Source organism: Granulicella mallensis MP5ACTX8 (assembly GCF_000178955.2).
Classification (GTDB): Bacteria; Acidobacteriota; Terriglobia; order Terriglobales; family Acidobacteriaceae; genus Granulicella; species Granulicella mallensis.
This window is the reverse complement of sequence record NC_016631.1, coordinates 150,512-174,132: the sequence shown is the minus strand read 5'-3', so window position 1 is coordinate 174,132 and position 23,621 is coordinate 150,512. Positions and strand designations below refer to the sequence as shown.

Genomic DNA, 23,621 nt, shown 5'->3' with positions numbered 1-23,621 from the left:
TTCTCAAACCACATTTACTTCGTTAACTCATCCGTCGAAGGCACAACCTTCGGCGTCGGCTGCGAGAGCACGTCAACGAGAAACTTCTGCAGACGCGCCAGATCGACATCCATCTGTGCGTGGACCTTATGCAGCGGCAGCGCAGGCTTGGTCTGCTCATTCCAGGTCAACGTGTCTCCATAGGTCGGGCCTCGCACCGTATCGACGTCCATATAGACATAGCGCTCTTCTTTGATCAGTGTCGGATCGATCCACGCCGCGGCAGCAAGCTCGTCCCACAGATAGTTGATGAAGACGGGCCGCTGAAAATATTTCGTGACATACTCCGCCGCAGGGCTATGCGCCTTCGCAACTCCATCGAGAACCTCAGGCTCAGGACGCGTCTTGAGCGAGACATCGATGGTCGTCGTCGTGATCTTCGCCCACGGCGCTTCCAGCGCAATGCTGGCGGCTTCAGGATCGAACCAGAAGTTGAACTCATGGCGCGGACTGTTGACCCACTCCGCCGCCTGCGTGTTCGGGTTAATGCTGCCACCCATCACCACAAGCTCCTGCGCCAGCTCCGCAAAGTGCGGGTCGAGGCGAATCGCCAGTGCCACATTGGTCAGCGGTCCCGCTGCATAGATCGTTACCTTGTGCGGATACTTGTGGACCATCCGCACCATGAAGTGCGCCGCATCTTCATCCGCAGGTTTTGTCGACGGGAGCCCCTCTCGCATAGGCGGAATCGCATCCCAGGGCTTCTCCATGCGTTTGTCAGAGAACGCGCCCTCGAAGGTGGCCGCTCCATACATCTTGTTTGCGAGACGCGTCCACTCGAGCGTGCGCACCAACGGAAACGGCGCACCGGGATAGACCTTGACGTCGGTGCGGCCTACCGACTCCACCAACCGCAGGGCATGGGCCACCTCTTCATCGCGCCACGAGTCGCCGGTCACCACCGTAATGCCCAACAGATGCACGTCGGGCGATTGCAGAAAGACCAGCAGCGACATCATGTCCGACCCTCCGGGGCCGGAGGCGTCCTGGTCGGCAATCACATAGCGCTGCGCGGAAGCGCCACTGGCACAGGCCGCGATCAAAACCATTCCAAAGAGCGCTGGAAGGAGCCGATTTCGCAAAGAGAGACAGAACAATCCGCACCTCAGTTTGTAGATGTATATCGATAAGCCTACGCGATGCGTGGCTGCTCCAGGATTTAGCAAGCCGCTGCAGCACAACTGCGAGGACAGAAAGCCGCGTCGCTGCCTGGACGAAACTCGTCTTCCAGGCCACGGACACAAAGCTATGAGATTTTCAGTTTCAGGAAGGGGCCTCCAGAGCGAATTAAAGGCCCATTTGTAATGAAAATGTCATATTATTGACAACAAGTCAACACTCCTTTCATCCACTTCATGACCCTAACTACGATTTCCAGAACAAATCAACCATTCGCAAAAAGCAATTGGACGGCACACCAGAACCGTGTTTGAATCGTTTCAACCCAGGCTTTATCAAAGCTTCGCTCGACCCTGACTCGCAATCTATACCGTCTTTCTGCCTCAACCAGGTAGTTCCAGCAGTGTATTTTCTTCAGTCCGATGGGAAATTCCCTCGCGACGGAGGACTACAGCTCCGCAGAGACGTTCAGAGCTTTCAGTTGCATGCTTCACCCAACAAACTCATACCGCTCGACCACCGGAAGAGATCTTTAATTCCCCTGGCGAGGTTGTATTCCATCAACTTTCGCCCCGCGCCCTAACTGACGCCGGGCTTTCACGAACTTGATTCATCTTTTGAGAGGTCCACATCATGTTGCCTGGAATATGTAATTCCCCCAACTCTCGCACGCGTATCGGCTTGCTCGGCCGAGTTCCGGCGTGTTTCGCTCTTCTGATCCTGTTCTTGCTCGGCAGCGCCAGCATGGCCTCGGCCCAATCGCTGGCCGGCCTGGGCGCGTTGAGCGGCACGGTACATGATCCCTCCGGAGCCGTCGTTCCCAATGCAGACGTAGAGATCGTCAACAAGAGCCTCGGCATCGACCGTAAGTTGAAGTCGACCGACGCCGGACTCTTCTTTGCGCCTTCGCTGCCGCCAGATCCCGGTTACTCCGTGATTGTTACCGTTCCGGGTTTCGGCGTAGCAAAGACCGACGGCATCGTCGTCCACGTCGGCGAACAGGTCGCCGTTCCAGTCCAGCTCGGAAGCGCCAGCACGACCCAGACAGTCTCCGTCTCCGAGAACACGCAGCCGATCCTCGACCTGGCCAAGACAGAGGTCTCAGCCCTGGTCAACCAGGAACAGATCACGAACCTCCCGATCAATGGACGCCGCGTCGATCAGTTCGCGCTCCTGACGCCCGGCGTCGTGCAGGACGGCACCAGCGGCGAACTCTCCTTCCACGGCGTCCCCTCCGGCAACGAGTTCCTTCAGGACGGTATCGACATCACCCAGCAGTGGTCCGTATCGAATGCGGGCGGCGGCGGATCGGCGCTCTCCAACATCAGCATGGACGCCATCCAGGAGTTCCGCACCGAGATCTTCGGCTACTCCGCGGAGTTCGGTCGCGGCTCCGGCGGCGTCGTCAACTCGCTTACCAAGAGCGGCTCCAACGAGTTTCACGGCAATGCCTTCTGGTTCTTCCGCAACCGCACGTTGAATGCCATCGACCCGTTCTCCAAGCTGAACGGCCAGCCCTATAACGCTCCGGAGTATCGCCACCAGTATGGCGCCAACGTTGGCGGGCCCATCATCAAAGACAAGCTCTTCTTCTTCGGAGCCTATGAGGGAACCACCCGCAACTTTCCGCTCGTGAGCTCGATCATCAACTCGTCGATCCTCGATGGCAACGGCCAGCTGCTTCCCGGCCAGTGCACGGCAGCGGCGATCCAGTGCGCGGCCGTACAGAAGTACATCAACAGCTTCTTCCGCACCGTGAACCGCAACCTGCACCAGAACGACGGCTTCCTTCGGCTGGACTATCGTCCGAACGAGAAGAGCACCTACACCGCGAACTTTAACCTGATGAACTACTTCGCCACGCATGACGGCGTCTCTGCGGTTGCTCCCACGGACGGCAGCGGCGCCTCGGGCTCGAACTACAACATCGGGACCCACGTGCGTAATGCGCGCCTGTCCAACACCTACATCGTCTCGCCGTCGATGGTGAACGAGTTCCGCTTTGGCTTCAACGCAGAGCGCCGCTTTCAGGGCCTGCCCACCGACCTGCTTCCGCCGGACAATATTCTCTCCAGCGTGACCGTCGCCGGTCAGGGCAACCTGGGTGTCTCGATCAACCAGCTCCCCAATATCCAGCCGACGGAGAAGCGCTTCATCCTGGCCGACACCTTCTCGCAGAGCGCGGGCAAGCACCAGCTCAAGTACGGAGCCGACCTCGCCTATCTGCGTAGCGTTGAAAACGCTGTGTTCAGCGGCCCAGGCTCTTTCACCTACAACACCTTCACAGCCTTTGCCTATGACCTGACCCCGCTGCCTGGCGATCCGGTCAACTCGAATCCAGCGAGTCCCCTGACAGGTCCCAGCAAACACTACTCCACGTTTGCGCAGGCGATCGGTCACCCCATCACCGGCATTACTATCCGCGACTACGACTTCTTTGCCCAGGACCAGTACCAGATCACCAAGACGTTGCTCCTCAACCTCGGTCTGCGCTATGAGTACTCCACCTTTACGCAGCCGCCCGCTCCTTCGTATGCCAGCGTCAATTCCGCAGTCGGTCCCATCAACCAGCCGAAGACGAACTTTGCCCCGCGTGTTGGCTTCACCTACTCGATGAACAACAACACGACCGTGCTGCGCGGCAACTACGGCATCTTCTACAACCGCCTTCCCGGCGCCTCCATCACGCGCCTGCAACAGCTTGGCGGAATCGTTCGCAAGTCCTTCACGCTGAGCGACAACAATCCCGCGCAGTTTGCGGCCATGCTGCCCTTCGCACAAGTCTTCACCAGCCTTTCGCAGGTAAACTCCTTCATCAGCCCCAGCTCGATCAACACCGGTTTTGCGATCCCTGGCCTGGCTACTCCTTATGTGCAGGAGTGGAGCCTGGGCGTGGAGCAGGAGCTTACGAAGGACATGAGCTTCAGCGTCTCCTACGTGGGTTCGCGCGGCATCAAGTTCCTGCAGCGCTCCGACCTGAACGCCGGCCAGCCGACGGGACAGGACTTCTACAATGTCTTCGACGTCAACGGTCACCAGACAGGCTCGTACAGCACGCCGGTCTATCTCAACGCGGCCAATGGCAATACGACCTATAACTCGAACTTCGGCAAGATCCTCCAGATCGATAACGGCGGACGCCTCTGGTATGACGGCCTGGTCGCTGAGTTCCATCAGCGCGAGAACAAGTACATCCAGAGCACCATCGCCTATACCTGGTCGCACTCCGAGGACCTGGGACAGGGGACGGCAACCAGCAACTACTACTTCACCGACCAGGGAGACACCTACTTCAACGGCTCCTCCTCCTTCAATGGACGCAGTGGTTACTCCTTTGAGAAAGGCCGCTCGCTTGAGGATCAGCGCCACCGTCTCGTCATGACGGCCCTGATCTCTTACCCCAAGGCCGACTACGGTTCGAAGTGGACGAGGGAAGCACTGAGCGGCTGGCAACTGGCTCCGATCTTCACCTTTGCCACGCCGCAGTATGTCGATTCCAATCTGACGGTAACCAGCAGCGACTCCCGTCTCTATGTTCCGTCCCCAACCCTGAGCGGTATCGGAGCGGAGGCTCCGGGAGGCATTCGTGCTCCCTTCGTTCCAACGGCCAACCTACCGCTGGGCCAGACGGTCCAGCTCGATGGCCGTCTCACGAAGAGCTTTGCGCTTCCCAAGTCTCAGAGCATTCAACTCAGCTTTGAAGCCATCAACGCTCTGAATCACATTCACTACACATCTGTGAACCAGACGGCCTATACCTCCAGTTGGAACGCAGCGACGAACACCGGCACCATTAAGGCAGTGAGTGGCGCAGGTCAGGGGACAGCCGCCAGCGGCTTCCCGGACGGCACGAACGCACGACGCGCTCAGGCTTCCCTGCGGTATACCTTCTAACCCATTCACTCATCGCATGAGTGAGGGCCGGAGAGAATTCTCTCCGGCCCTTTTCTTTGCCTCATCCATCAGCAGATATTTCTTATTGATTCGCAGCAGAGGTCAGCGTTGTCTCAGGCAGCAGCGCACGGACATACCCGAGGTTCGTCGTGCAATGAGAGAGCTTGATGTTCTCAATCAGCTGGGCGAAGGCGCGATCGATCACCTCCTGCTCAGGCCGATCCTTCAGGCGCTCGGATGTGAGGCCAACGCCGTTGGGCAGCTTTGCGTAGGCGACGATGTTCGGCCAATCCGCCGGCGGCGTAACGGTCTCCACGGCGGTGGGGTTTGCCAGCTTCTTGTACGGCCAGAAGGCCCAGCCGATATTGTTCTTCTCCAGCACAGTACGGAAGGTGGCAAGCCACTCGTCCTTGTTCTCCCCAGACTCTCCCAGCCAGATAGGAACGTGGTTCTTCGTACGGAAGTCGACATAGCGCTGGACCAGGTTTTGATCCGGTACAAGAACCTTGTACTTGTGCCACTCGTAGATGACATTCGAGTCGAAGGGCGGGCCGAAGACGTCGAAGTTGTTGTCCCACTGCGCGCCGCCGAGGATGAGGATATGGTGCTTGTCTTCCTTGCGGATAACGGCAGCCGTGCGCTTGTAGAGCGGCTCCAGCAGCGGATTCAATCCGTGCAGCTTAGGGTAGGTGGGAATGGGTTCGTTCAGCAGATCGTAGCCAAGGATCACTGGCTCGTTGCGATAGTGACGCGCGATGCGCTGCCAGGTGTCCAGAAGCTGCTGCTGTGAAGACTGGTCCGTGAAGAGCCAGGGATAGCCGTCGCTGTCGTCGATGTTGGTTCCGGTCTGTCCGCCCGGCGCGGCGTGCATGTCCAGTACTAGGTAGATACCCTCGGCGCGGCTCCACTTCACGAGCCGATCGAGCAGGCGAAAGCCTTCCGCGTCGTCGCTCTGGAAGAAGCGGTAGTGCATGGGGACGCGAATGGAGTTGAAGCCCGCCTGGTGAATCAGGTGAATGTCGCTCTGTGTCACGTAGTTGTCGCGCCACTGTTGCCAGAAGGTCTTGCTGCGCTCCGGGCCGATCAGCTCCGCGACGAGCGCCTCGATCTCTCGCGAGGATTGGACGTGGCCTCCGAACTGCCACATGTAGCCTTCGGGAACCATCCAGTTGCCGAGATTGGTTCCACGCAGCAACAGGGGTTTGCCATCGCGGCCAATCACCTGTTCTCCCTGGGTGTGTGCGTACTGAGCTCGGCTGGCAAGGGGAAATAAGGCGACGGCGCTAAGCAGCAGCGTACACAGACGGCGATTCAACACAGAGTAAGACCTCCAGAAGTGGTGGGAGTCCATGATGCTTTTATGAACAAGCGGTTGTCTAGTGAGCCGTGCCTTTCGGGGTGGCAATAGCAAGAAGCAGATTCCCTGCGGGAATGACAACAAGAAAGGCAAGAGCTCTAATGGTTCGACGCAGCCAGCAGATCCTGCAGCTCCAGATAGACGCCGTTCGTCCATCCGAAACCGATGACGTTGCTCTTGTAGCCCGCCGCAACCTTGACGTTGGCCGAGCCGCTCACCACGTTGTACTTCTCGCGAATGGTGCCGTCATGCAGAAAGTTGTCGAGCACCGTTGTAGAAAAACTCTGGGCGATGCGGCGCGCGTCTTCGTGGAAGCCGTTGCGCTCCAGGCCGGAGACGGCGAGCCACGTCGTCGGGGCCCAGCCGAAGGGCAGGTCCCACTGCACACCCGAAGCGGAGTCGCTCATTGCCAGTCCACCCGGATGCTCAAAGAGACCAAGGTGCAGATGCACTGCCGTAGCCTGCGTGGGGCTCGCCGCTCCTGCCCACAGCGGATAGAAGGTGGAGATGTAGTGATAGCTCGACCGCTGGCGGGTGGTGTAGTCGTAGTCGAAGTACAGGCCCGCATTGGCGTCCCACAGATAGCGGTCGATGGCGTGATGGCGCGCGTTGGCACGGCGTGTCCATTCGGCGGCTTCGCGCGAGCGGCCGAGGAGCGTGGCGAAGTGGGCCATGTCCTGCTCGTAGCGAAAGAGCAGGCTGTTCAGGCAGACCGGCGCGATGTGGGCGGCCGAGCCGGAGAACGGGCCGAAGCGGAAAGAGCTATCGAAGCCGGACTCGCGCATCGCGCGGTCGCCACGATAGAAGTCTGCCGAGAGACGATGCCCTGCGACAACAGCCTGCGCGCAGACATGTGAGATGTGGACATCGCAACTGATACGAGCCAGGGTTGCGGCCTGGGCCGGCGTTGGGTTTTCCGCACCGTCCACAAGGTACTCGGGATGATCTTTCGGGTGCGCGAGCAGCCAGCGAATCACATCGGGATAGTAGCTGGAGTCATCCGACATCTCGGGCACGGGGCCTTCGCCGAGATCGTGATAACGTGCCAGACCTGTAGTCCCGGCCTGATGTTGTGGCGAAGTCCACAGTGCGTAATCGCGTTGCGCAAAACTGTAGGCGCGAGCCAGCCACTTGAGATCGGGTGCGGTGCCAGATGCTGGATGTTCATAGACTTCGCGAATCATCGACGAAAGAAACGGCGGCTGTGAGCGCGTGAAGAAGTAGGTGCGATTGGCGTTGAGGATCGCGCCGTAGTTTTCGATCTCGAAGAAGAAGTTCTCCACCATGCCGCGCGCGAGATCGTTGTGGCCATCGTGAAGCAGGCCGAGCAGGATGAAGTAACTGTCCCAGCCATACATCTCATTGAAGCGGCCGCCCGGCACGACGTAGCGATTGGGCAGATAGAGCAGGCCTTCGACGGGCAGCTCCGCGGGGCGAACCTCTCCGATATGGTGAATGGCTCGCGGAAGATGATGCACTTCAACATGGCACTTCTGCTGCATGGCAGCGACAGCAGCGGGAATCGGCATGTCTGCCGGCAGGTACATCACAGGCACCGTCTTTACCTTGGCATCGACCACTGAACTGCAGTCGGACATGGAGCGAGAGAGTGTCTCCCAGCCATTGGCGATGTAGCTGCGAATCTGCGCGTTCTGCGGTGCATTCTGGGGAGAAGTGCCGGAGATAGCCTGAGCAGCGATTTCGTGCTGCGGTGCGGCAAGAACGAACGCAAAGGCAAGAGCGGCGAGGGTGTGGAGTCGGAATAGGCGCATGGTGAAGGCGTGAAGCAACTCTGCAATCACAAGCTATCACTTTCGGCGAGATTACCGGCAAAGCCAGCCAGTCGTTCCTCATCTTCATAAAACTGTCTGATTCTTTTTGGTTATCAGTGCGATAAGAACTTGCCACGAATCAGGACAGGGCTTTGCTGATCGAATCTCTGTAGCGCGATTCAAGGAACTCATCATCGAATCCGCGACCTAATCAAAAGGAGTATTCCGCATGTCGAAGTCTTTAGAGAACAAACTCGCTCTTGTCACCGGATCATCTCGCGGCATTGGAGCCGCAATTGCAGTTCGTCTCGCCGCCGAAGGCGCTTCGGTGATCGTCAACTATGCCGCAAGCCCCGCTCGTGCTGAAGCGGTAGTGGCAGAGATCGCGAAGGCCGGAGGCCACGCTGAAGCTGTTCAGGCTGATCTTGGAAGCACGGAGGGTCCAAAGACGCTCATCGCTGCCATCGACAAGGCCTTCGGGGGCAAGTTTGAGGGCCGCCTCGATATTCTCGTCAACAACGCCGGGACCGTGGAGTTCGGACCGTTCCTCGAGTCCTCGGACCAGTCCTATGACAAGCACTTCAACCTGAACGTTCGCTCGCTCATCGAGCTCTCCAAGGATGCTGCGAAGCGCATGACGAAGACCGGCTGGGGCCGCATCATCAACATCGGCTCCGCGTTCGGCGAAGCAGCGCCCCTTCCAGGCGTGACGCTGTATATCGCCACCAAGTTCGCCGTTCATGGATTTACGCGTGCCCTTTCGCGCGAGTTGGGTTCGACCGGCGTGACCGTCAACGGTGTCCAGCCGGGACCGATCGACACCGAGCTCAGTCCTGACGACAACGGTCCGGCGGCGCAGACGATGAAGAAGCTCACGAGCGTTGGCCGGTTCGGCAAGGCCGAGGAGATTGCTTCGGCCGTGGCCTTCCTGGCCAACCCCGAGTCAGCTTTCATCAATGGCGAGAACCTCACCGTAGATGGCGGCTGGAACGCCTAGTGGGAGGTGAGGAGTCGAAGGCCCCCGACGGACTTTATCTCACCCAGGATGTCGGAAACCTTTTCCAGCACGAGATTCCGGGTTCGAACGCTCGAGGTCGAAAAGGTGCAAGAGGTTTGGGCGAGATGGCAATCCTCGGGGTCCTTCGACTCCGCGTCCCCAAATGCCGGGACGCTACGCTCAAGATGACGATTTGATGGAGAGGCATAAAGTAGAAAACTACCCGCACGTCAGCCAGTCGTATGAGACGCCGCCTCCAGCATGCGGCGCGCCTGGCTCCCGATCTCTTTGCGTTCGCGCTCCATCAGATCTACAAAAGGATGAAGCACTGTTGACTGCGTGTTCTTAGGCCATGCCAGCACAAGATCGGCCTTGTACTCGTCGGGTTGCAGGCGTAAAAACCGCACACCCTCGGGGCGAAGGTTCAGGGTGCACATCGGAACGATCGCAACTCCCTGACCTCCGGCAACCAGGGTAAACGTCGTCTGCATCATGTCGGACTCATACTCCACCTTCGGCGCGAAGTCACGCTTCTGGCACATGCCAAGGATCGCGTCGAAGACGGTGGGCGCGCCGTCGCGGTGAAAGAGAATAAACGGCTCTTCTGAAAGACTCTCGATCTTTATCTTCCTACCTGTGAAGGGATGATTCGAAGGCACGGCAACAAGGAGCGGTTCACGGAGGATCGTCTTCACGTGGAGTTCGCTCGCCAGTTTCTTCGCGAAGGGTGGCCGTGTGATACCTATGTCGATCTCGCCCTGCGCGAATGCCGCCTCTTGTTGAGGGGGATTCAGCTCTCGAAAGAGGAGTCTTACGCCTGGCAGAAGCTCTTTGTACTGCCTCACGATGCCGGGGAGGAATCCTGCCGTAGCCACGCTGCAGAAGCCAAGTGTCAGGGTTCCAATCTCTCCGCGAGCGGCGCGTTGAGCAGCCTCAGCCGCATGGTCAGACTGCTTCAACGTTTTCAGTGTCTCCTGATAGAAGACCTCTCCCTGCGGCGTCAATCGTACTGTCCTGCCGGAACGCGCAAAGAGTCTGGTGCCCAACTCCTCTTCCAACTGAGTCAGTGTCTTGCTGATCGCAGGCTGCGAGACGTGCAGGAAGCGGGATGCCTCCCGAAATCCTTTCTGCTGAACTACAGCCACAAAGTAGCGAAGATGCCTTAGCTCCACTGATAACTCCTGGATATCGCTGGATAATTTCCGATCATAGAAGAATTACCTTCTTGATTACCTTACGCTTCCGGGGAGCTCAATCAAGAGTGTTCGGCACATCGTGGATGCCGGTCACAATCAACGCATTTAAGGTAGTTCGTTTGCGTATCAGCACCAAAAATGCCAACCTCAAGCCTTTTCCTTCCAACAAGATAGAACGATGTACCTTTTCGTTTACCTCTCTTTTCCGCATTTATGCATCCAAGGTTATTGAGTTCCCGCTGCGGCTCCTATCTGGGCTTTGTGGCGGGGCGTACGGTCGCGATATAACGAGGCTCCGGAAGCCGCTGACCAGATAGCCAAAAAAGAAAAGGGAGTAACAAATACATGAATAATCAGGGTCGACTTACAACAACCTGTGGCTTGGCACTATCTCTGGCGATGTTTACATCACTAGGTGTTACAGCAGTTGCGCAAGAAGCGACTGTTGAAGGGTTGGTCATCGGAAGGAGCGGCCCTGCGATGTCAGTGAAGACCGCAGACAGCCCCAGACTCACTGTGCTTCTCTCGGACAGCACGAGGGCGACAGAAAAGGGCGGCTTCCTTGGTCTCAGCAGACAGCACCCCGCCATCGCCGACTTGGTCCCGGGTCTCGCTGTGAAGGTTGAGGGTTCCTACGATGGCGATCACCAGCTGGTTGCAAAGAAGGTCACGTTCTCGCGCACCGCAATGAACACGGCACGGCAGATTGACGCGGGTCTGCATCCTGTAAACCAGCAGGTTGCGGCTGCACAGGATCAGCTCAAGAGCGATCGCAAGGACATCGAACAGAACCAACAGGACACTGCGAAGAACTCGCAGGATATCGACACAACCAAGCAAGGTCTGGCAGTAACTACCGCCGATACCGCAACGAATAAGCAAGCCATCGGCCAGGCTAATCAGCGCTTCACCACGCTGGACCAATACGAGGACAAGGGAAGCATCACCGTTAACTTCGCCAATGGAAAAGCTACGGTGAGCAAGAAGGACAAGGACCAGCTCACTGACTTCGTGAAGTCGGCTGCGAATACCCCGGGCTACATGATCGAAGTGCAGGGCTACGCTTCTGCCGTTGGTTCAGCAGCGCTGAATCAGAGGTTGAGCAGTGAACGGGCCGACGCAGTGCTGGCTATCATTCAACAGACAGGCGTTGTTCCCATGACGAGAATTCTCGCGCCTGCCGCAATGGGAACCACCAACCCAGTCTCCGAGGATCACACACGGAGCGCACACGCACAGAACCGGCGCGTGGTCGTAACCATCGTCGTCAACAAGGGCATCACCGGCTAACGGGATTCACTCGGTAACGTCCGAGTGATCCAAAACATAACGTATAACCACCAAGCGATAGTGCGACGAGCTGAAGGCTCTTGCACTATCGCTTTGTTGTTGGGACTTACGTATCGGTGCCGAGGCGGGGTCGGAAGGGCCTGGCTTCAGCCAGGCCGTATAGGATCGGGACTAAACAAACTGGCTGCACAGTTCAACCACACTCCAAGTGCATCCTAGAGCAGCTTCTGTGCACTGCTCCGGCCGAACTCGCGTACCTCGACCGGCGCCCGGCAGGCGATGACGGCCTTGCGACCCCAGGCCAGTGCCTCGTTCATGCCAGCAGCTTTCAGAATCCAAAAACCGCCTACGTGCTCCTTGGCTTCGAGATACGGCCCGTCGGTGACGACCACTTCCCCCTCCGGCTGACGGCGCAGCGACTTCGCGCTGCTGGGTGCGCCGAGGCCACCGGCGAAGAACCTGGCGCCAACAGCTTCCATCTCTTCATTGAGCGCGTCGATATCGCGGACCATCGCTTCGCCCTCTGCGGACGGGTCGTAGTTGTCAGGGAGGTGAATCGCAACCAAATAATGTGGCATAACTTCTCCTTCATTCTGTAGCGTCTTCGGGCGGGCCGTTTGGCTTGCCTTCACTATAACGACGAACGGCTTGAGTGGACTTCGACAAATCGTCCCTGGAAAGTTTGCCTCCTACGCGGTTTACTGCGTTGACCGATTCGAGCCAGCACGCGACAGCGTGGTGGCTCGAGGAGCAACGCCCCAGGTTAGGCGCAGGAGTAGAGTTGAGGGCTGTAAGCCCGACTCATCGTGCAGGAACGATGAATCGGGCTTACAGCCCTCTGCTTTCTTATTGGCTCTGTACCTGGGGCTACGCTTGCAGCGAGCTAAAAACGCTCGCTGCTGCGCTCCACCCCAGGCTGGTGTGAAACGGGCCTTTGGCCCTAAAGATCAAGACTCTCTTCCCAGCTAAGAGTTTTTCCGCAACCTGTGAATCCGTGCCCTTCCGCTCCGTGCCTCAACAAACCGTTTGCACCGTTCGATTTCGCTCCAGAAGCCAGCTCAAGCATCCTGCTTTGTTTCCGGTATCTGTTTTAGTTTTTCTGACAGCAACTCCTGCTCCCGCCTGTTTTCCGTCATGGCAATGGCGCGCTGAATCTCTTCGCGCGCTTCGGAGAATCTGCCGAGCTTGAGGAGCAGGTCTCCTCGAACGCTGGGCAGCAGGTGATAGCCCGTCAGGGCAGGGTCGGGGTCGAGAGCGTCCAGCGTAGCAAGTCCGGCGGTGGGGCCTTGTGCCATCCCGACGGCTACCGCTCGATTCAGTCCAACGATGGGAGAGGGGCGGATCTGGAGAAGAGCGTCGTAGAGAAGAACGATCCGCTCCCAGTCAGTATCCGCGGCGGTGCGCGCGCGGGCATGACAGGCGACGATTGCCGCCTGCAACGTGTAGCTACTCGCTCCGCCACCCAGCTTCTGTGCGGAATGAAGTGCGGCCATGCCTCGCTGTATCTGAATGTGATCCCACAGAGACCGGTCTTGCTCCAGCAACAAAACGGCTTTTCCGTTTTGCCCCTTGCGTGCCGCCGTGCGCGATGCCTGGAGTTCCATCAAGGCCAGCAGGCCATGGACCTCCGATTCACCGGGAAGAAGCGACGCGAGGATGCGCCCGAGGCGCAGCGCGTCATTGCAGAGTTCTTCCCGCATCCACGTGTCTCCGGACGTCGCCGTATAGCCTTCGTTGAAGATCAGGTAGACCACCGAGAGTGCGGACTCAAGTCTGCGACGCAGCTCGTCTCCACGCGGGATCTCGAAGGGAACATGGGCTTCAGCGAGAGTCTTTTTAGCCCGAAAGATTCGCTGGCCCATGGTCTTCTCCGGTACAAGGAAGGCACGAGCAATTTCAGCGGTCGTGAGGCCGCCAATGAGACGCAATGTAAGAGCGATGCGCCCTTCCACCGTGAGGACTGGATGGCAGGCGGTAAAGATGAGGCGGAGGACGTCATCATCGATGACCTGATCCAGAGCCTGATCCATCGCTTCACCGAGTCGCTGCTGTTGGAATTCGAGCTCTCGCGCGATCTCTCCATGCTTTTGTTCGAGCATCCGGCCACGGCGCAGAGAGTCGATGGCGCGGCGCTTAGCCGCTGTCATCAGCCACGCCGCGGGCTTCTCCGGAATGCCTTCTTCCGGCCACCGCTCAAGGGCCGCAACGAGCGCGTCCTGAGCGAGTTCCTCCGCAATGCCGATGTCGCGGGTGACGCGCGCAATCCCGGCGATGAGCCGTGTGGACTCGATCTTCCACACGGCCTCAATCGCTTTGTGGATGTCGCTCATGCCTTTCGAAGCTCCTCGAAGCCTTCGGCTGCTTTCTGCACGTCCGCGGGGAAATCGCCCATCTCATGGATCTGGCGCACTTCGATGATCTCGTTGTTGGCCATCGGTGCTCGCCTGGCCCATTCGATCGCCTCTTCCCGCGAGCGCACCTGAATGATCCAGTAGCCTCCGATAGTCTCTTTGGCCTCAGCGAACGGCCCATCCGTGACCGTTGCCTTGCCGTCTGTGTAGGAAATACGTGCTCCGGTCGAAGGGGGAAAAAGCCCATCGAGCCCGAGCAGTACGCCTGCTTTCTGCAGGCTCTTGTTGTACTCCATCATCCTGGCCACCGCCTCCGCGCTGGGGGCTGCGTCCGCGGTTGCCGTTTCATACCCTTTGGGAATCACCATCATCATGAAGCGCATGAATCTCTCCTTCATCATCGATTCCAGTCAATATTGGCCGGCTTATTAAAGCCAACGCTGGCTGTTCTATTCATACGTCGAATAGGATGCGCCGATTTCTACCACTAACGATAAAATTTCCGCGCCTGGGAGGGAGCTGCGCGGATTGTGCCCGACTCGGTGACATCGCGCCGGCGGGCTGAGCGTCGATGGAACGGAGATGCCCGGCTATGCCGTAGATCGCGATTTTCCTATGCTATCTCTGTCGCGGCATGGCAATCTATCTTCCATGAAGCGGCGATACCTTTGGCTATTCGTGATCGCAACCGTCCTGCTGGCTCCGCTTGCCCGCGCGTGCAGCTGCGTCAGCAGAGCAGGATGCGGCTCATTTCAAATCCGCGACACGCTCTTCGTTGGCAAAGCCCTCTCCGTCCGGATCGTTGAGAGCAAGATCACCGGCATATCGTTTCCCGTTCGCCGCCGCGTCTATCGCTTCGAAGTCTCCGAGGCACTTACTGGAGCGCCTCATACATCTGACGTCATCGAGATCGAGACCGGCATGGGCGGCGGTGACTGCGGTTACAGCTTCGAAATCGGACAAAGCTATCTCGTAGACGCAGGCCACTACGGCGAGAACGAACGCCTCAGCACCGGTATTTGCAGCGCCACGCAGCCTCAGGGGATGGCCGACGGCCTGCTCCGAGAGATTCGTGCCATCCTCGCGCATCAGCGCCTGCCCGATCTATCTGGAGTCGTCTCTAGACGGGACTCCCTCTACAGCAGCACTCCACCAAGACCGCTCGCGGGTGTCACCGTTCATCTCATCCCGGCCAATGGAAATGCCTATACTGCCGTCACCGACGCCGAGGGGGTCTACACCGTACTCGATCTGCCGGCTGCCGAGTATCACGTCAACTACGATCTTCCGCCCGACCTCGTCACCTACGAAGACGCGATGGGACATCCACAGATGATCAAGATCCCCAGGAGCGGAAGTGCAGGCTGCCACGCAGATGCGACAGCTCTCCCCTCAGGAACTATCTCGGGGCAGATCGTGGATGCCACGGGGAAGCCGGTAAGCACGTCTGGGATCGTCTCCCTGCGAAGACCCGGCGAACCCCACGACGAGCCAGTGGATCCCAGTGGCCAGTTCCCGGATGCCAGTGGGCAGTTCACCCTCCACTTCGTAAAGGCTGGAGAGTATCAGGTCATCTTTCGAGATTTTGGGCGAGTTCCTGTCCGCGAGACAGGGTTGGCGCCTAGCGACGCCTCTCCACAGGACATCGTCGTCGTGAAGGACGGCGAACACCTCACCGGCATCCATATCGTAGCGAAATGATCGCCCACGATCATCCGGAGTGCTGCTACGTGTAATGCGAGACCAATCCGCTTATGGCGTCGTTCATCAGCACAACGATTCCGCGCTCCAGCTTTCCGACACAAACCGGTAATCATAAGGCCGCTTGTCGTCAGTGACTGTTGGTGACGAGAGGTACGTTTACCGTTGCTTATCTATTTGTGGGGGCAAACCAACGTCGGTGAGCGCTAAGGTCTGTTCTCAACATCGGCATGAAGCTATTCGTCGGACATCGTTTCTTGTTGTGCCTTACCGCTAACACTTTTGAGTTTGATCGTCGTTGAAGTGAGCAACGCTACCGCGAGAATGATCAAAGCCATACCGACGAATTCTGCTGCTTGCATGCGTTCATGAAGGAGAAGGAGCCCGAGAAGGACGGCGACGATGGGGTTTATGTACGCGTACGTAGCAACCTTGGCGACCGGCACGTGCTCGAGCAGGTAGACATAGCTGGAATAGCCGATGAGCGATCCGCCAGTGATGAGCCACGCGAGCGATCCGAAGGTGGAAACGTTCCAGTGAGCCTGCGGCCACTGGCCGAACATGGTGGCCAGAAGCAAATTAAAAAAGCCTGCGAAGATCATTTGCCAGGCCGATGAGACGAAGCTATTGACGTTTAGCCGTTGATGGCGAGAGTAAAGGCTACCGATGGCCCAGCTCAGTGCTCCCCCGAGACAAGCGAGAATGGCTATGAGCCGAGTCGTATTTGTGAAGAGCCCGACCGTGAATACCTCGTGTAGGGTGGGTCCAAGCAGGGTGACCATACCGAGAAAGCCCAGGAGAATTCCGATCCAACCGCGCAGATTCAGCGGTTCGCCGTGAGGCAGCGCCATCTCAATCAGGGCGATAAAGAGAGGCGTAGCGGCGAAGATAAGTGATGCGAGGCCGCTAGGAATGTATTTTTCCGCATAGACCAGGCTGGTGTTGCCGGCGGCTAGCAGCAGCAGTCCAATCATAGAGAGCGTTATGAGAGTGCGCAGCGGCAAAAGGATACGGAGACCGCGAAGACGGCAGCAGAATAACAGGATTGCACCGGCGACGCAGAAACGTACACCGGTGAGGACGAAGGGAGGGAGTTGGGCCGCTCCAATGCGTATCGCAGTGTAGGTTGAGCCCCAGAAGAAATAGACACAGGCGAAGGCGACGATGATAAATGCCGGCGGGGGTGTCTTGCGATTGGAACGAGTAGGTACATTGGATTGATTCGAGTGTTGCGAAGAGGGTGTCATGAGCTTACCTGGAGATCAGCCGGGAATGATGAGTTCGGTGTGAGAGTATCCGACCCGCTGTGTCCCTTTCTCGGAGCAACTCCCGTATCGAAAGTTGGCGCTGCTGCGTAAGTTAACCGCCATCAATGCGAGCGCGGTGCCTGGACTAACGCGTCGGTGAGCGGAATCCAACACGTGTCATTGGGGCAACCTCAGCTCGACCTCTCGTCGGGAATATCTGCCCGGTAGTCACAGCTTTCAATGAAGCCTCTAATAAGCCTAAAAGAGTAAACGTGGCTCGTATATGAATAAACAGAGGCATTCTGTTGATTTATCCTCAGAAAGAGAGGGCAATCATGCCACGCACCCTTAAATCATTCGCACTCGATAGTGTAGACAGAGAGATCATCGAAGTTCTCCTTCACGATGCACGCATCTCGATGAAGGACCTGGCTAACAAAGTGAAGCTTTCAGCGCCAAGCGTCTCCGAACGAGTCGAACGCCTGCAGGAGCGAGGCGTGATTCGACGTTTCACCATTGAGGTTGATCCGGCAAGCCTTGGATACGACCTTCAAGCCCTTGTGCGAATAAAACCACTCCCCGGCAAACTCCAGGTCGTGCAAAAACTGATTGAAGATACTCCCGAGTTTTCCGAATGCTCCAAGGTCACGGGGAACGATTGCTTTATCGCTAGATTGCACGTCTTCACGATTAGTCAGCTTGATCAAATCCTCGACCGGATATCTCGTTCCGCCGAGTTGAACACCTCAATTGTCAAAGCACAAACTATTCGCAACCGACTTCCGCCGTTCTAACTGAGTGTTCCGCTCCCGGAGAGCTTTGCAACGGGCAAGGCGAGCATTCCCTCAGTGGCTAAAGCCACACTAACAACGGTGCATAGACGGCGGGACTGAAGTCCCGCCCCTTCAAAGCAAAGGCATCGGCGCAAAGGCCATCGGCGGGGCAAAGGCGACAACAAAAGCAGCCACAAGGACAAAAGCCGTAGCTCCGATTCCTCAGACACTGCCTAGTGCCGTTAGGCCGGCCTCTCGTCAGTCAGCTTCCAGATTGCCGTAATCCATCCTGCTGCATCCTCTCAGGTCTTTCGTGAATCTGAGGTGGGATGGGGGAGAAACGAAGATGGCTGCGATTTTAATGACTATTTGCGCCGTGTGCCTGTTGATCGTTCTCGTTGTATGGAGCAGACGGTCGAAAGCCCGTCATGAAATAGAACAGTACAGCATCACGCCGGAAGATCTGCAGGCCTTGTTTGCTTCACATCAGGAAGTGCTTCTCTTCGATGTGCGCCTTCCGCTCGACTTGTTAGCCTATTCCGAGATTATTCCAGGCGCAAAGCGGCTTGCGCCAAGTGAAGTGATGGAGAATCCATCGCTCATCCCGAAAGACAAAGATTCGATCGTTTATTGCACGTGCCCGAGTGACAGAACCAGTCGTGCCATCCTGCATCGAGTTCTCGCCATGGGTTTTTTACGGACTAAATTTCTCCGAGGCGGACTGGAGGCATGGAAGGCAAGTGGCTTTCCGGTCGAGCCGTACGGAAAAGCCTTTCATCTCGACACAGGCAAGTAGCTCCAATTTTTCACTGGAGCTACTTGCGGATCAACGGCTGAGTAGTGAGAGCGATTCTCACCGAGATGAGGAATCCATGGGATTGATCCAAGACTGCGGATCAGTATCGTGAAACATGTTTCCCGATACTTCTCAACCCCGGCTCTCTACGCCTACAGCCAATGTCTGAGAGTAAAGCTTTGAGTCTTCGAGCGCCTGGCATTGCTCCTCCAAATCCTCTGCGACCTCTCTTGCATACTTCAAGAAGTGATTTGCCGAAAGCAGGACCATGAAGGCGAGCCACATCTTGGCCGGCTGAAGTGCCCATCGCCGAATCGCCGTGAGGAGAAACCGCCAGTAGGCCAGACGGTAGTTTGAACAGACGCCCTGCTGCCACATCGACTGAACAAAGACACGGAGGTTATAGAGCAGAGGTAGCTCTGGGGGCTTTTGTGCGGGACGTGGCTGCCAGGATTCGAGCGAACGCATTGCCCGGCCGAAGTAATTTGCCGGCGTGTATAAGCCTTTCAGCAGAGTGCTCAATCCGCGCAGCAGAATCGGAAGTGGCAGAACTGTTTTGAAGTTTGGCGCGCTGAAGTTGGTCGTGGCCGTACTGTCTTCAATCAGCCTTCCCTCACGCTTCATACGATCGAACAGCGCCGTTGTGGGAGGCGCCTGCAAGACTCCGGCCATCGCCCAGGTGATCGCAGTCTTATCGATGAATTGCAGCTGTCGTTCGAAGATCGTCTCGTCATCCGAGTCGAAGCCAACGATGAAGCCAGCCAACACCCACAATCCGCTCTCGCGGATTTTGCTCACCTGGGTCACCAGATCACCGCGAAGATTCTGGAACTTCGACGATCCTTTCAACGCCTCGGCCGAGGGTGTTTCAATACCGAGAAACACGTACATGAAGTTCGCCTCGACCATGGAGGCGAGTAACTCGGGCTTGTCCGCCAGATCGATGGATGCCTCGGTGTAGAACGAGATGACACGCTTGTTCCGTTCCTGCCAGGTCGCGAGCGAATGGGTGAGTTGCAGGGCAAGCTTGTGGTTGCCAATGAAGTTGTCGTCAACAATGAAGACCTCGTTGCGCCAACCCAGTGCAAGCAGAGCGTCCAGCTCCGCGATGAGCTTCTCCGGCGGCTTGGCCCGCGGACGCCTTCCATAGATCGTGATGATGTCGCAAAACTCACATTGGAAAGGGCAACCGCGAGAGAACTGGACCGACATCGAGGTGTACTGGTTCATGTGCAGAAGATCAAAGCGGGGCATGGGACTCACCGACATATCAGGCTTGTCGATGACCTTGTAGACGGCCTGTGCCGCGCCATGCTCGAGTTGATGCGCAATCTCTCCGAAGACCTCTTCCGCCTCACCGACGAATACATGGTCGGCCTGCGTCGTCAGGAACTCGGGTTCGCTGCTTGCCCATGGGCCGCCGATGAAGGTCCTACGGCCCAGACCGCGGGCACGGGACAGGACGTCCAGCGTGTCGGCACGTTGCGCCTGCATGGAACTCACCATCACCAGGTCGGCCCAAAGCAGGTCCTCCTCTCGCAATTCCTCGAAGGACAGGTCCAGCAATCGAATACTCCACGAGGACGGACATAGCGCAGCGACGGTGATCAAACCAAGAGGAGGCATCACCGACTTCTCAGGCACCATCTCAAGCACGCCCTCGAATCCCCAGAATGAGGGAGGAAAGCGGGGCCAGACCATCAAGGCCTTAACCTCTTTGCCGAGGGGCTCAAACCGCTTCGTTGAGATGTCGTTGGTCGAGGAAGAAATCTGCTGAAACGGGTCTTTCACTGAGGCGAGCATGGGTGGTCTCCGGCAAAACGTGACCGCCACTATTTATACCGCAGGCGGGGATCAATTCAGTCAACGTGGTCGTGGAACGTGGAACGCGCTTGCATCCATTGTGCTCTTTGTCCCTGAAGGTAACACGCGTTGAGCTGTGAGACCGCGTGTTGACTTGAAATGAGACTGGGGCGTGTCAATCCACCTGCCCTCTGGCCGCTCGATCGCCGCAATCGTCTCTGGCTCCTTGAACGTGGTTCGAACGTCCGTGATCCGCGGTGACGTAGTCTGCAAGTCCCGCGAAACGTGGCGGTTTGCGGCAAGTTCGCACTGGGGAACTTTCTCAAAACCCTGTTTTCGCGGAGCTACGGTTCGAGAATCAGTAATAACAAGTCAGCATCACGTTACTGATCCTTGCTGACGAGAAAAGCGTTTTCCAGGATTGGTCGAGCGAGCGTTTGTTGACGCTGCGTCTTAGACATGGATCAGGACAGGGTCAAGGTGCTGCTCCAACGCAGAGACGAAGCGCTCGTACTCAACCGGACGCGCCAGTAGCGGCTCGCTGCGGAGGATGGAAACTCTAATCCGACTATTGTCCTGTTTCCCACGAGGTGAATCATCCGGGCTGACATCCTGAATGAGGTTGTAGGGGATTACGCGGCGCACAAACAATCCTCGGCTTTCAAACAGGCCTTGTGGCGTGACCTCCCAATACGTACCCCAAAAGTTGATGGTGTTGAGGAAGGTAATGAAGCCCCAGACTATGGCCATCAACGTATGTTCCGTGGATGGGTGGCGAACCGCCGACCAAATTTGCAAGGCACAGAGCGCAAGGTTCAACAAAGGCAGCGAAATTCTGGCCAAACGGTCTTGTGCGTAAAATCGCATGGGCGCAGTTTATACCTCGGAGGAAACGGGAGTTTGAAAATTTACCTGTTTCCACTCGCAGTGACGTTTTAAAAAACCATGGCTCTTCTGATTCAGCTTGTGCCATCTTGCACCTGGTAAAGACTTTCAGTACTTCCAGCGACACAGGCCCCACAACAATAACGTCGCAGAAACTGCACTCGCGAGAGATCCGCTCGTCAGCACCACGGTGACGACAACTTCGCGCAGTCGGCTTGCCTGGTGACCGGCTCCAGCGATGGGCGTGGCACGGCTGGTTCCCCACAATGCGGCGAGGAACAGGCTTACGAAGATTGCATAAAGGCCTGCAATCGCCAGTACCTGCAGGAGCCGCTCGGCAAAGGCCGAAAGGTTCAGGCGCTGCCACATCAGTCCCATCGCCCAAAGCATCATTCCGCTTTGCAATCCGGCGACATGCGCCGATACGCCCATACGGGGATTCGCGAAGATCGGCATAGCAAAGCCGATCAGCAAGCTAACCAGAAACAGGACAGTACCGTAGATCAATAGCTGTTGAGGAATTGGATTCATCGACTCTCTCCTTATGGCATTCGAAAATCGTGAGGTCGTGCGGAAACTTCGGTCGGCAATCATACGCTGCAACATCTCTTCCTGGCCTGGTGTGGAGATCGAAGACTCTTTGCAGAAATCACGATCCTTTCTCACAGGGGCTCAGCGGGAAGATCATGCAGGTTTCGCTGCCATGAGCAAGCAGCTTTCCCCGTTCATCAAAGAGGCGGCCTTCACTTGTCGCCGTCCTGCTACCACGATGGATCACTTTGCCTTCGCAACGCACGCGGCCCAGCGACGGGAGCACCGGACGAATATAGTTGATCTTCATCTCGAGGGTCGTGTAGTTTTCACCCGCCTTCAATGTCGAATGGACGCAATAGGCCATGGCAGCATCCAGGATCGTCGCCGCCCAGCCCCCGTGAATCGTACCCACAGGATTGAGGTAGCGTGCGCCAGGCCTACCGATAAAGACGACACGACCTTCCTCAACCTCTACAAGCTCAATGCCCGTTGTGTCGGAGTACGGTGCAGAGGGATGGCGGCCATTCTGCATCCCGGTCACGAAGGACATGCCATCTTCCGCCAGCAATACATCGCGAGAGACCACGCCAATCTGACGACTTTCCTTCAGCGATGCTTCCCCTCCCCCTTCGTCCTGCAAGAAGACCCCCGATCGAGAGTTATGCAGATCGCGCTCGGTGAGTTCGATTCGGCAAGGCTCGTGTTGCAATTGTTCTTTGCTCATCTCTTGATGACTTCTCCTGTCTCGCCATGAATCATGGCGGATCAATCTTCGAAAAGGCCGGAACTGGCATATCGGTCGCCCGTATCCGGCAGTATCGTGACAACGGTTCTCCCCGCAAGCTCAGGTCGCCTCATCACTTGCAGAGAGGCATGGAGTGCCGCACCGGCCGAGACGCCGGAAGAGATCCCTTCACGTTTTGCAAGCAATCTGGCGGTGGCGAAGGCGTCTTCGTTGGAAACTGCAATGACCTCATCCACCAAACTTTGGTCGTACAGCGGCGGAACGAAACCCACGCCAATGCCCGGTATCCGGTGCTGCCCTGCTACCCCTCCCGAGAGCACAGCGGATGCTGCAGGCTCAACAGCGACGATGCGGACACCGGGTTTGCGTTCCTTCAGAACACCTGCCACCCCCATGAGTGTTCCCGCCGTTCCGACGGCCGCAACGAAGACGTCCACGACGCCGCCAGTATCTGTCCAGATCTCCTCGGCTGTTGTGCGGCGATGCACGGCGATGTTCGCCGGATTGTTGAATTGATCTACAAGAAACGCGCCCGGAATCTGTCGATGTAAATGCTTTGCCAACACAACGGCATCCGCGACAAGGATGCCCGGCGTCAGTCGAATGTCCGCACCAAGATGGCGCAATAACTTCGCTCGCTCTTCGGACATTGCCTCGGGCATCACAAGGATCAACCGGTAGCCTTTGACGGCTGCTGCGCAGGCCAGCCCGATTCCTGTATTTCCTGCGGTCGCCTCAATGAGAGTTGCGCCGGGAACAATCGCACCGCGTGCCTCAGCAGCCTCAATCATCGCCAGTGCAACCCGATCTTTCACACTTCCACACGGATTGCGCATTTCAAGCTTGGCAAGCAGACGAGCGTGCATGCCCTCTGAGAGCCTTGCGAGTTCAACGATCGGTGTGCGTCCGACAGTGCACGTCACGTTCTCGTAGATCATTCTTCGACACCTCTATGCGGCCGGCGAACACTGATGTTCCGTGATGCTTCATTTCCATCATCTCGATGGCAACGCACAGAAGGAAGCTACAGTTCACGCAAACTGTACTGGGGGAATGGAGAGTACAGTTTGCTGGTTGTCTAATTCTTCTTCAGCTGCTGTAATGGCTATTCTTTGGGAGATC

19 protein-coding genes are annotated in these 23,621 nt (G+C 57.3%); 6 read left to right on the top strand and 13 right to left on the bottom strand.

All coding sequences use genetic code 11. The features are described from left to right. Positions 1 to 14: 14 nt before the first annotated feature. On the bottom strand, positions 15 to 1,088 hold the full coding sequence (locus ACIX8_RS00740) for a nucleoside hydrolase (RefSeq protein WP_044175929.1): 1,074 nt from the start codon (positions 1,086 to 1,088) through the stop codon (positions 15 to 17). 814 nt (positions 1,089 to 1,902) lie between these two features. Here ACIX8_RS00740 and ACIX8_RS00735 point away from each other — a divergent pair. Beyond that, on the top strand, positions 1,903 to 5,052 hold the full coding sequence (locus ACIX8_RS00735; RefSeq protein WP_190273732.1) for a TonB-dependent receptor: 3,150 nt from the start codon (positions 1,903 to 1,905) through the stop codon (positions 5,050 to 5,052). A gap of 82 nt (positions 5,053 to 5,134) precedes the next feature. Here ACIX8_RS00735 and ACIX8_RS00730 read toward each other — a convergent pair whose 3' ends face one another. Both ACIX8_RS00730 and ACIX8_RS00725 read right to left on the bottom strand, forming a co-directional pair. After that, positions 5,135 to 6,370, bottom strand: a complete 1,236-nt coding sequence (locus ACIX8_RS00730; RefSeq protein ID WP_014263388.1) for a glycoside hydrolase family 5 protein — start codon at positions 6,368 to 6,370, stop codon at positions 5,135 to 5,137. A gap of 137 nt (positions 6,371 to 6,507) precedes the next feature. Continuing rightward, entirely contained in the window at positions 6,508 to 8,211 is a 1,704-nt protein-coding gene (locus ACIX8_RS00725; RefSeq protein ID WP_223295437.1) for a trehalase family glycosidase, read from the bottom strand. A gap of 199 nt (positions 8,212 to 8,410) precedes the next feature. Here ACIX8_RS00725 and ACIX8_RS00720 point away from each other — a divergent pair, with 199 nt between their 5' ends. Then, entirely contained in the window at positions 8,411 to 9,178 is a 768-nt protein-coding gene (locus ACIX8_RS00720; RefSeq protein WP_014263386.1) for an SDR family NAD(P)-dependent oxidoreductase, read from the top strand. Between the two features lie 230 nt (positions 9,179 to 9,408). Here the strand turns inward: ACIX8_RS00720 and ACIX8_RS00710 are convergent, their stop codons facing one another. Continuing rightward, a complete protein-coding gene (locus tag ACIX8_RS00710) occupies positions 9,409 to 10,350 on the bottom strand; it encodes a LysR family transcriptional regulator (protein ID WP_014263385.1) in 942 nt (313 codons plus the stop codon). 504 nt (positions 10,351 to 10,854) lie between these two features. On the opposite strand from ACIX8_RS00710, the gene ACIX8_RS00705 reads away from it, so the two are divergent. Continuing rightward, positions 10,855 to 11,664 carry an OmpA family protein gene (locus tag ACIX8_RS00705; RefSeq protein ID WP_014263384.1) on the top strand — a complete coding sequence of 270 codons (810 nt, stop codon included), beginning with the start codon at positions 10,855 to 10,857 and terminating at the stop codon, positions 11,662 to 11,664. A 215-nt stretch (positions 11,665 to 11,879) separates the two neighbouring features. Here the strand turns inward: ACIX8_RS00705 and ACIX8_RS00700 are convergent, their stop codons facing one another. The 3 genes from ACIX8_RS00700 to ACIX8_RS00690 form a co-directional block, all read right to left on the bottom strand. Further along, positions 11,880 to 12,242, bottom strand: coding sequence for a YciI family protein (locus tag ACIX8_RS00700; RefSeq protein WP_014263383.1), 363 nt, complete (start codon positions 12,240 to 12,242; stop codon positions 11,880 to 11,882). A 480-nt stretch (positions 12,243 to 12,722) separates the two neighbouring features. Next, a complete protein-coding gene (locus ACIX8_RS00695) occupies positions 12,723 to 13,994 on the bottom strand; it encodes an RNA polymerase sigma factor (protein ID WP_014263382.1) in 1,272 nt (423 codons plus the stop codon). Continuing rightward, positions 13,991 to 14,398 (bottom strand): YciI family protein, encoded by a 408-nt coding sequence (locus tag ACIX8_RS00690; RefSeq protein ID WP_014263381.1) that lies wholly within the window; start codon positions 14,396 to 14,398, stop codon positions 13,991 to 13,993. The genes ACIX8_RS00695 and ACIX8_RS00690 overlap by 4 nt, the downstream gene beginning before the upstream one ends. Positions 14,399 to 14,666: 268 nt before the next feature. Between ACIX8_RS00690 and ACIX8_RS24275 the strand changes: the two genes are divergently transcribed. Beyond that, complete coding sequence (locus tag ACIX8_RS24275; RefSeq protein WP_150110438.1) at positions 14,667 to 15,716, top strand: hypothetical protein; 1,050 nt, start codon at positions 14,667 to 14,669, stop codon at positions 15,714 to 15,716. Positions 15,717 to 15,952: 236 nt separating this feature from the next. On the opposite strand, the gene ACIX8_RS00680 is transcribed toward ACIX8_RS24275, so the two are convergent. Then, on the bottom strand, positions 15,953 to 16,963 hold the full coding sequence (locus ACIX8_RS00680; RefSeq protein WP_014263379.1) for an EamA family transporter: 1,011 nt from the start codon (positions 16,961 to 16,963) through the stop codon (positions 15,953 to 15,955). A 335-nt stretch (positions 16,964 to 17,298) separates the two neighbouring features. Here ACIX8_RS00680 and ACIX8_RS00675 point away from each other — a divergent pair, with 335 nt between their 5' ends. Both ACIX8_RS00675 and ACIX8_RS00670 read left to right on the top strand, forming a co-directional pair. Continuing rightward, a complete protein-coding gene (locus tag ACIX8_RS00675; protein ID WP_014263378.1) occupies positions 17,299 to 17,757 on the top strand; it encodes an Lrp/AsnC family transcriptional regulator in 459 nt (152 codons plus the stop codon). Between the two features lie 325 nt (positions 17,758 to 18,082). Further along, complete coding sequence (locus ACIX8_RS00670; RefSeq protein WP_014263377.1) at positions 18,083 to 18,532, top strand: rhodanese-like domain-containing protein; 450 nt, start codon at positions 18,083 to 18,085, stop codon at positions 18,530 to 18,532. A 132-nt stretch (positions 18,533 to 18,664) separates the two neighbouring features. Here ACIX8_RS00670 and ACIX8_RS00665 read toward each other — a convergent pair whose 3' ends face one another. The 5 genes from ACIX8_RS00665 to cysK form a co-directional block, all read right to left on the bottom strand. Beyond that, positions 18,665 to 20,335 (bottom strand): B12-binding domain-containing radical SAM protein, encoded by a 1,671-nt coding sequence (locus tag ACIX8_RS00665; protein WP_014263376.1) that lies wholly within the window; start codon positions 20,333 to 20,335, stop codon positions 18,665 to 18,667. A gap of 453 nt (positions 20,336 to 20,788) precedes the next feature. Continuing rightward, on the bottom strand, positions 20,789 to 21,085 hold the full coding sequence (locus tag ACIX8_RS00660; RefSeq protein ID WP_014263375.1) for a PH domain-containing protein: 297 nt from the start codon (positions 21,083 to 21,085) through the stop codon (positions 20,789 to 20,791). A gap of 243 nt (positions 21,086 to 21,328) precedes the next feature. Further along, positions 21,329 to 21,751 carry a hypothetical protein gene (locus ACIX8_RS00655; protein ID WP_014263374.1) on the bottom strand — a complete coding sequence of 141 codons (423 nt, stop codon included), beginning with the start codon at positions 21,749 to 21,751 and terminating at the stop codon, positions 21,329 to 21,331. Between the two features lie 118 nt (positions 21,752 to 21,869). Next, positions 21,870 to 22,478: a PaaI family thioesterase gene (locus ACIX8_RS00650; protein WP_014263373.1), complete on the bottom strand. Its 609-nt coding sequence runs from the start codon at positions 22,476 to 22,478 to the stop codon at positions 21,870 to 21,872. Positions 22,479 to 22,519: 41 nt separating this feature from the next. Further along, a complete protein-coding gene (cysK, locus tag ACIX8_RS00645; RefSeq protein ID WP_014263372.1) occupies positions 22,520 to 23,437 on the bottom strand; it encodes a cysteine synthase A in 918 nt (305 codons plus the stop codon). Between the last annotated feature and the right edge of the window lie 184 nt (positions 23,438 to 23,621).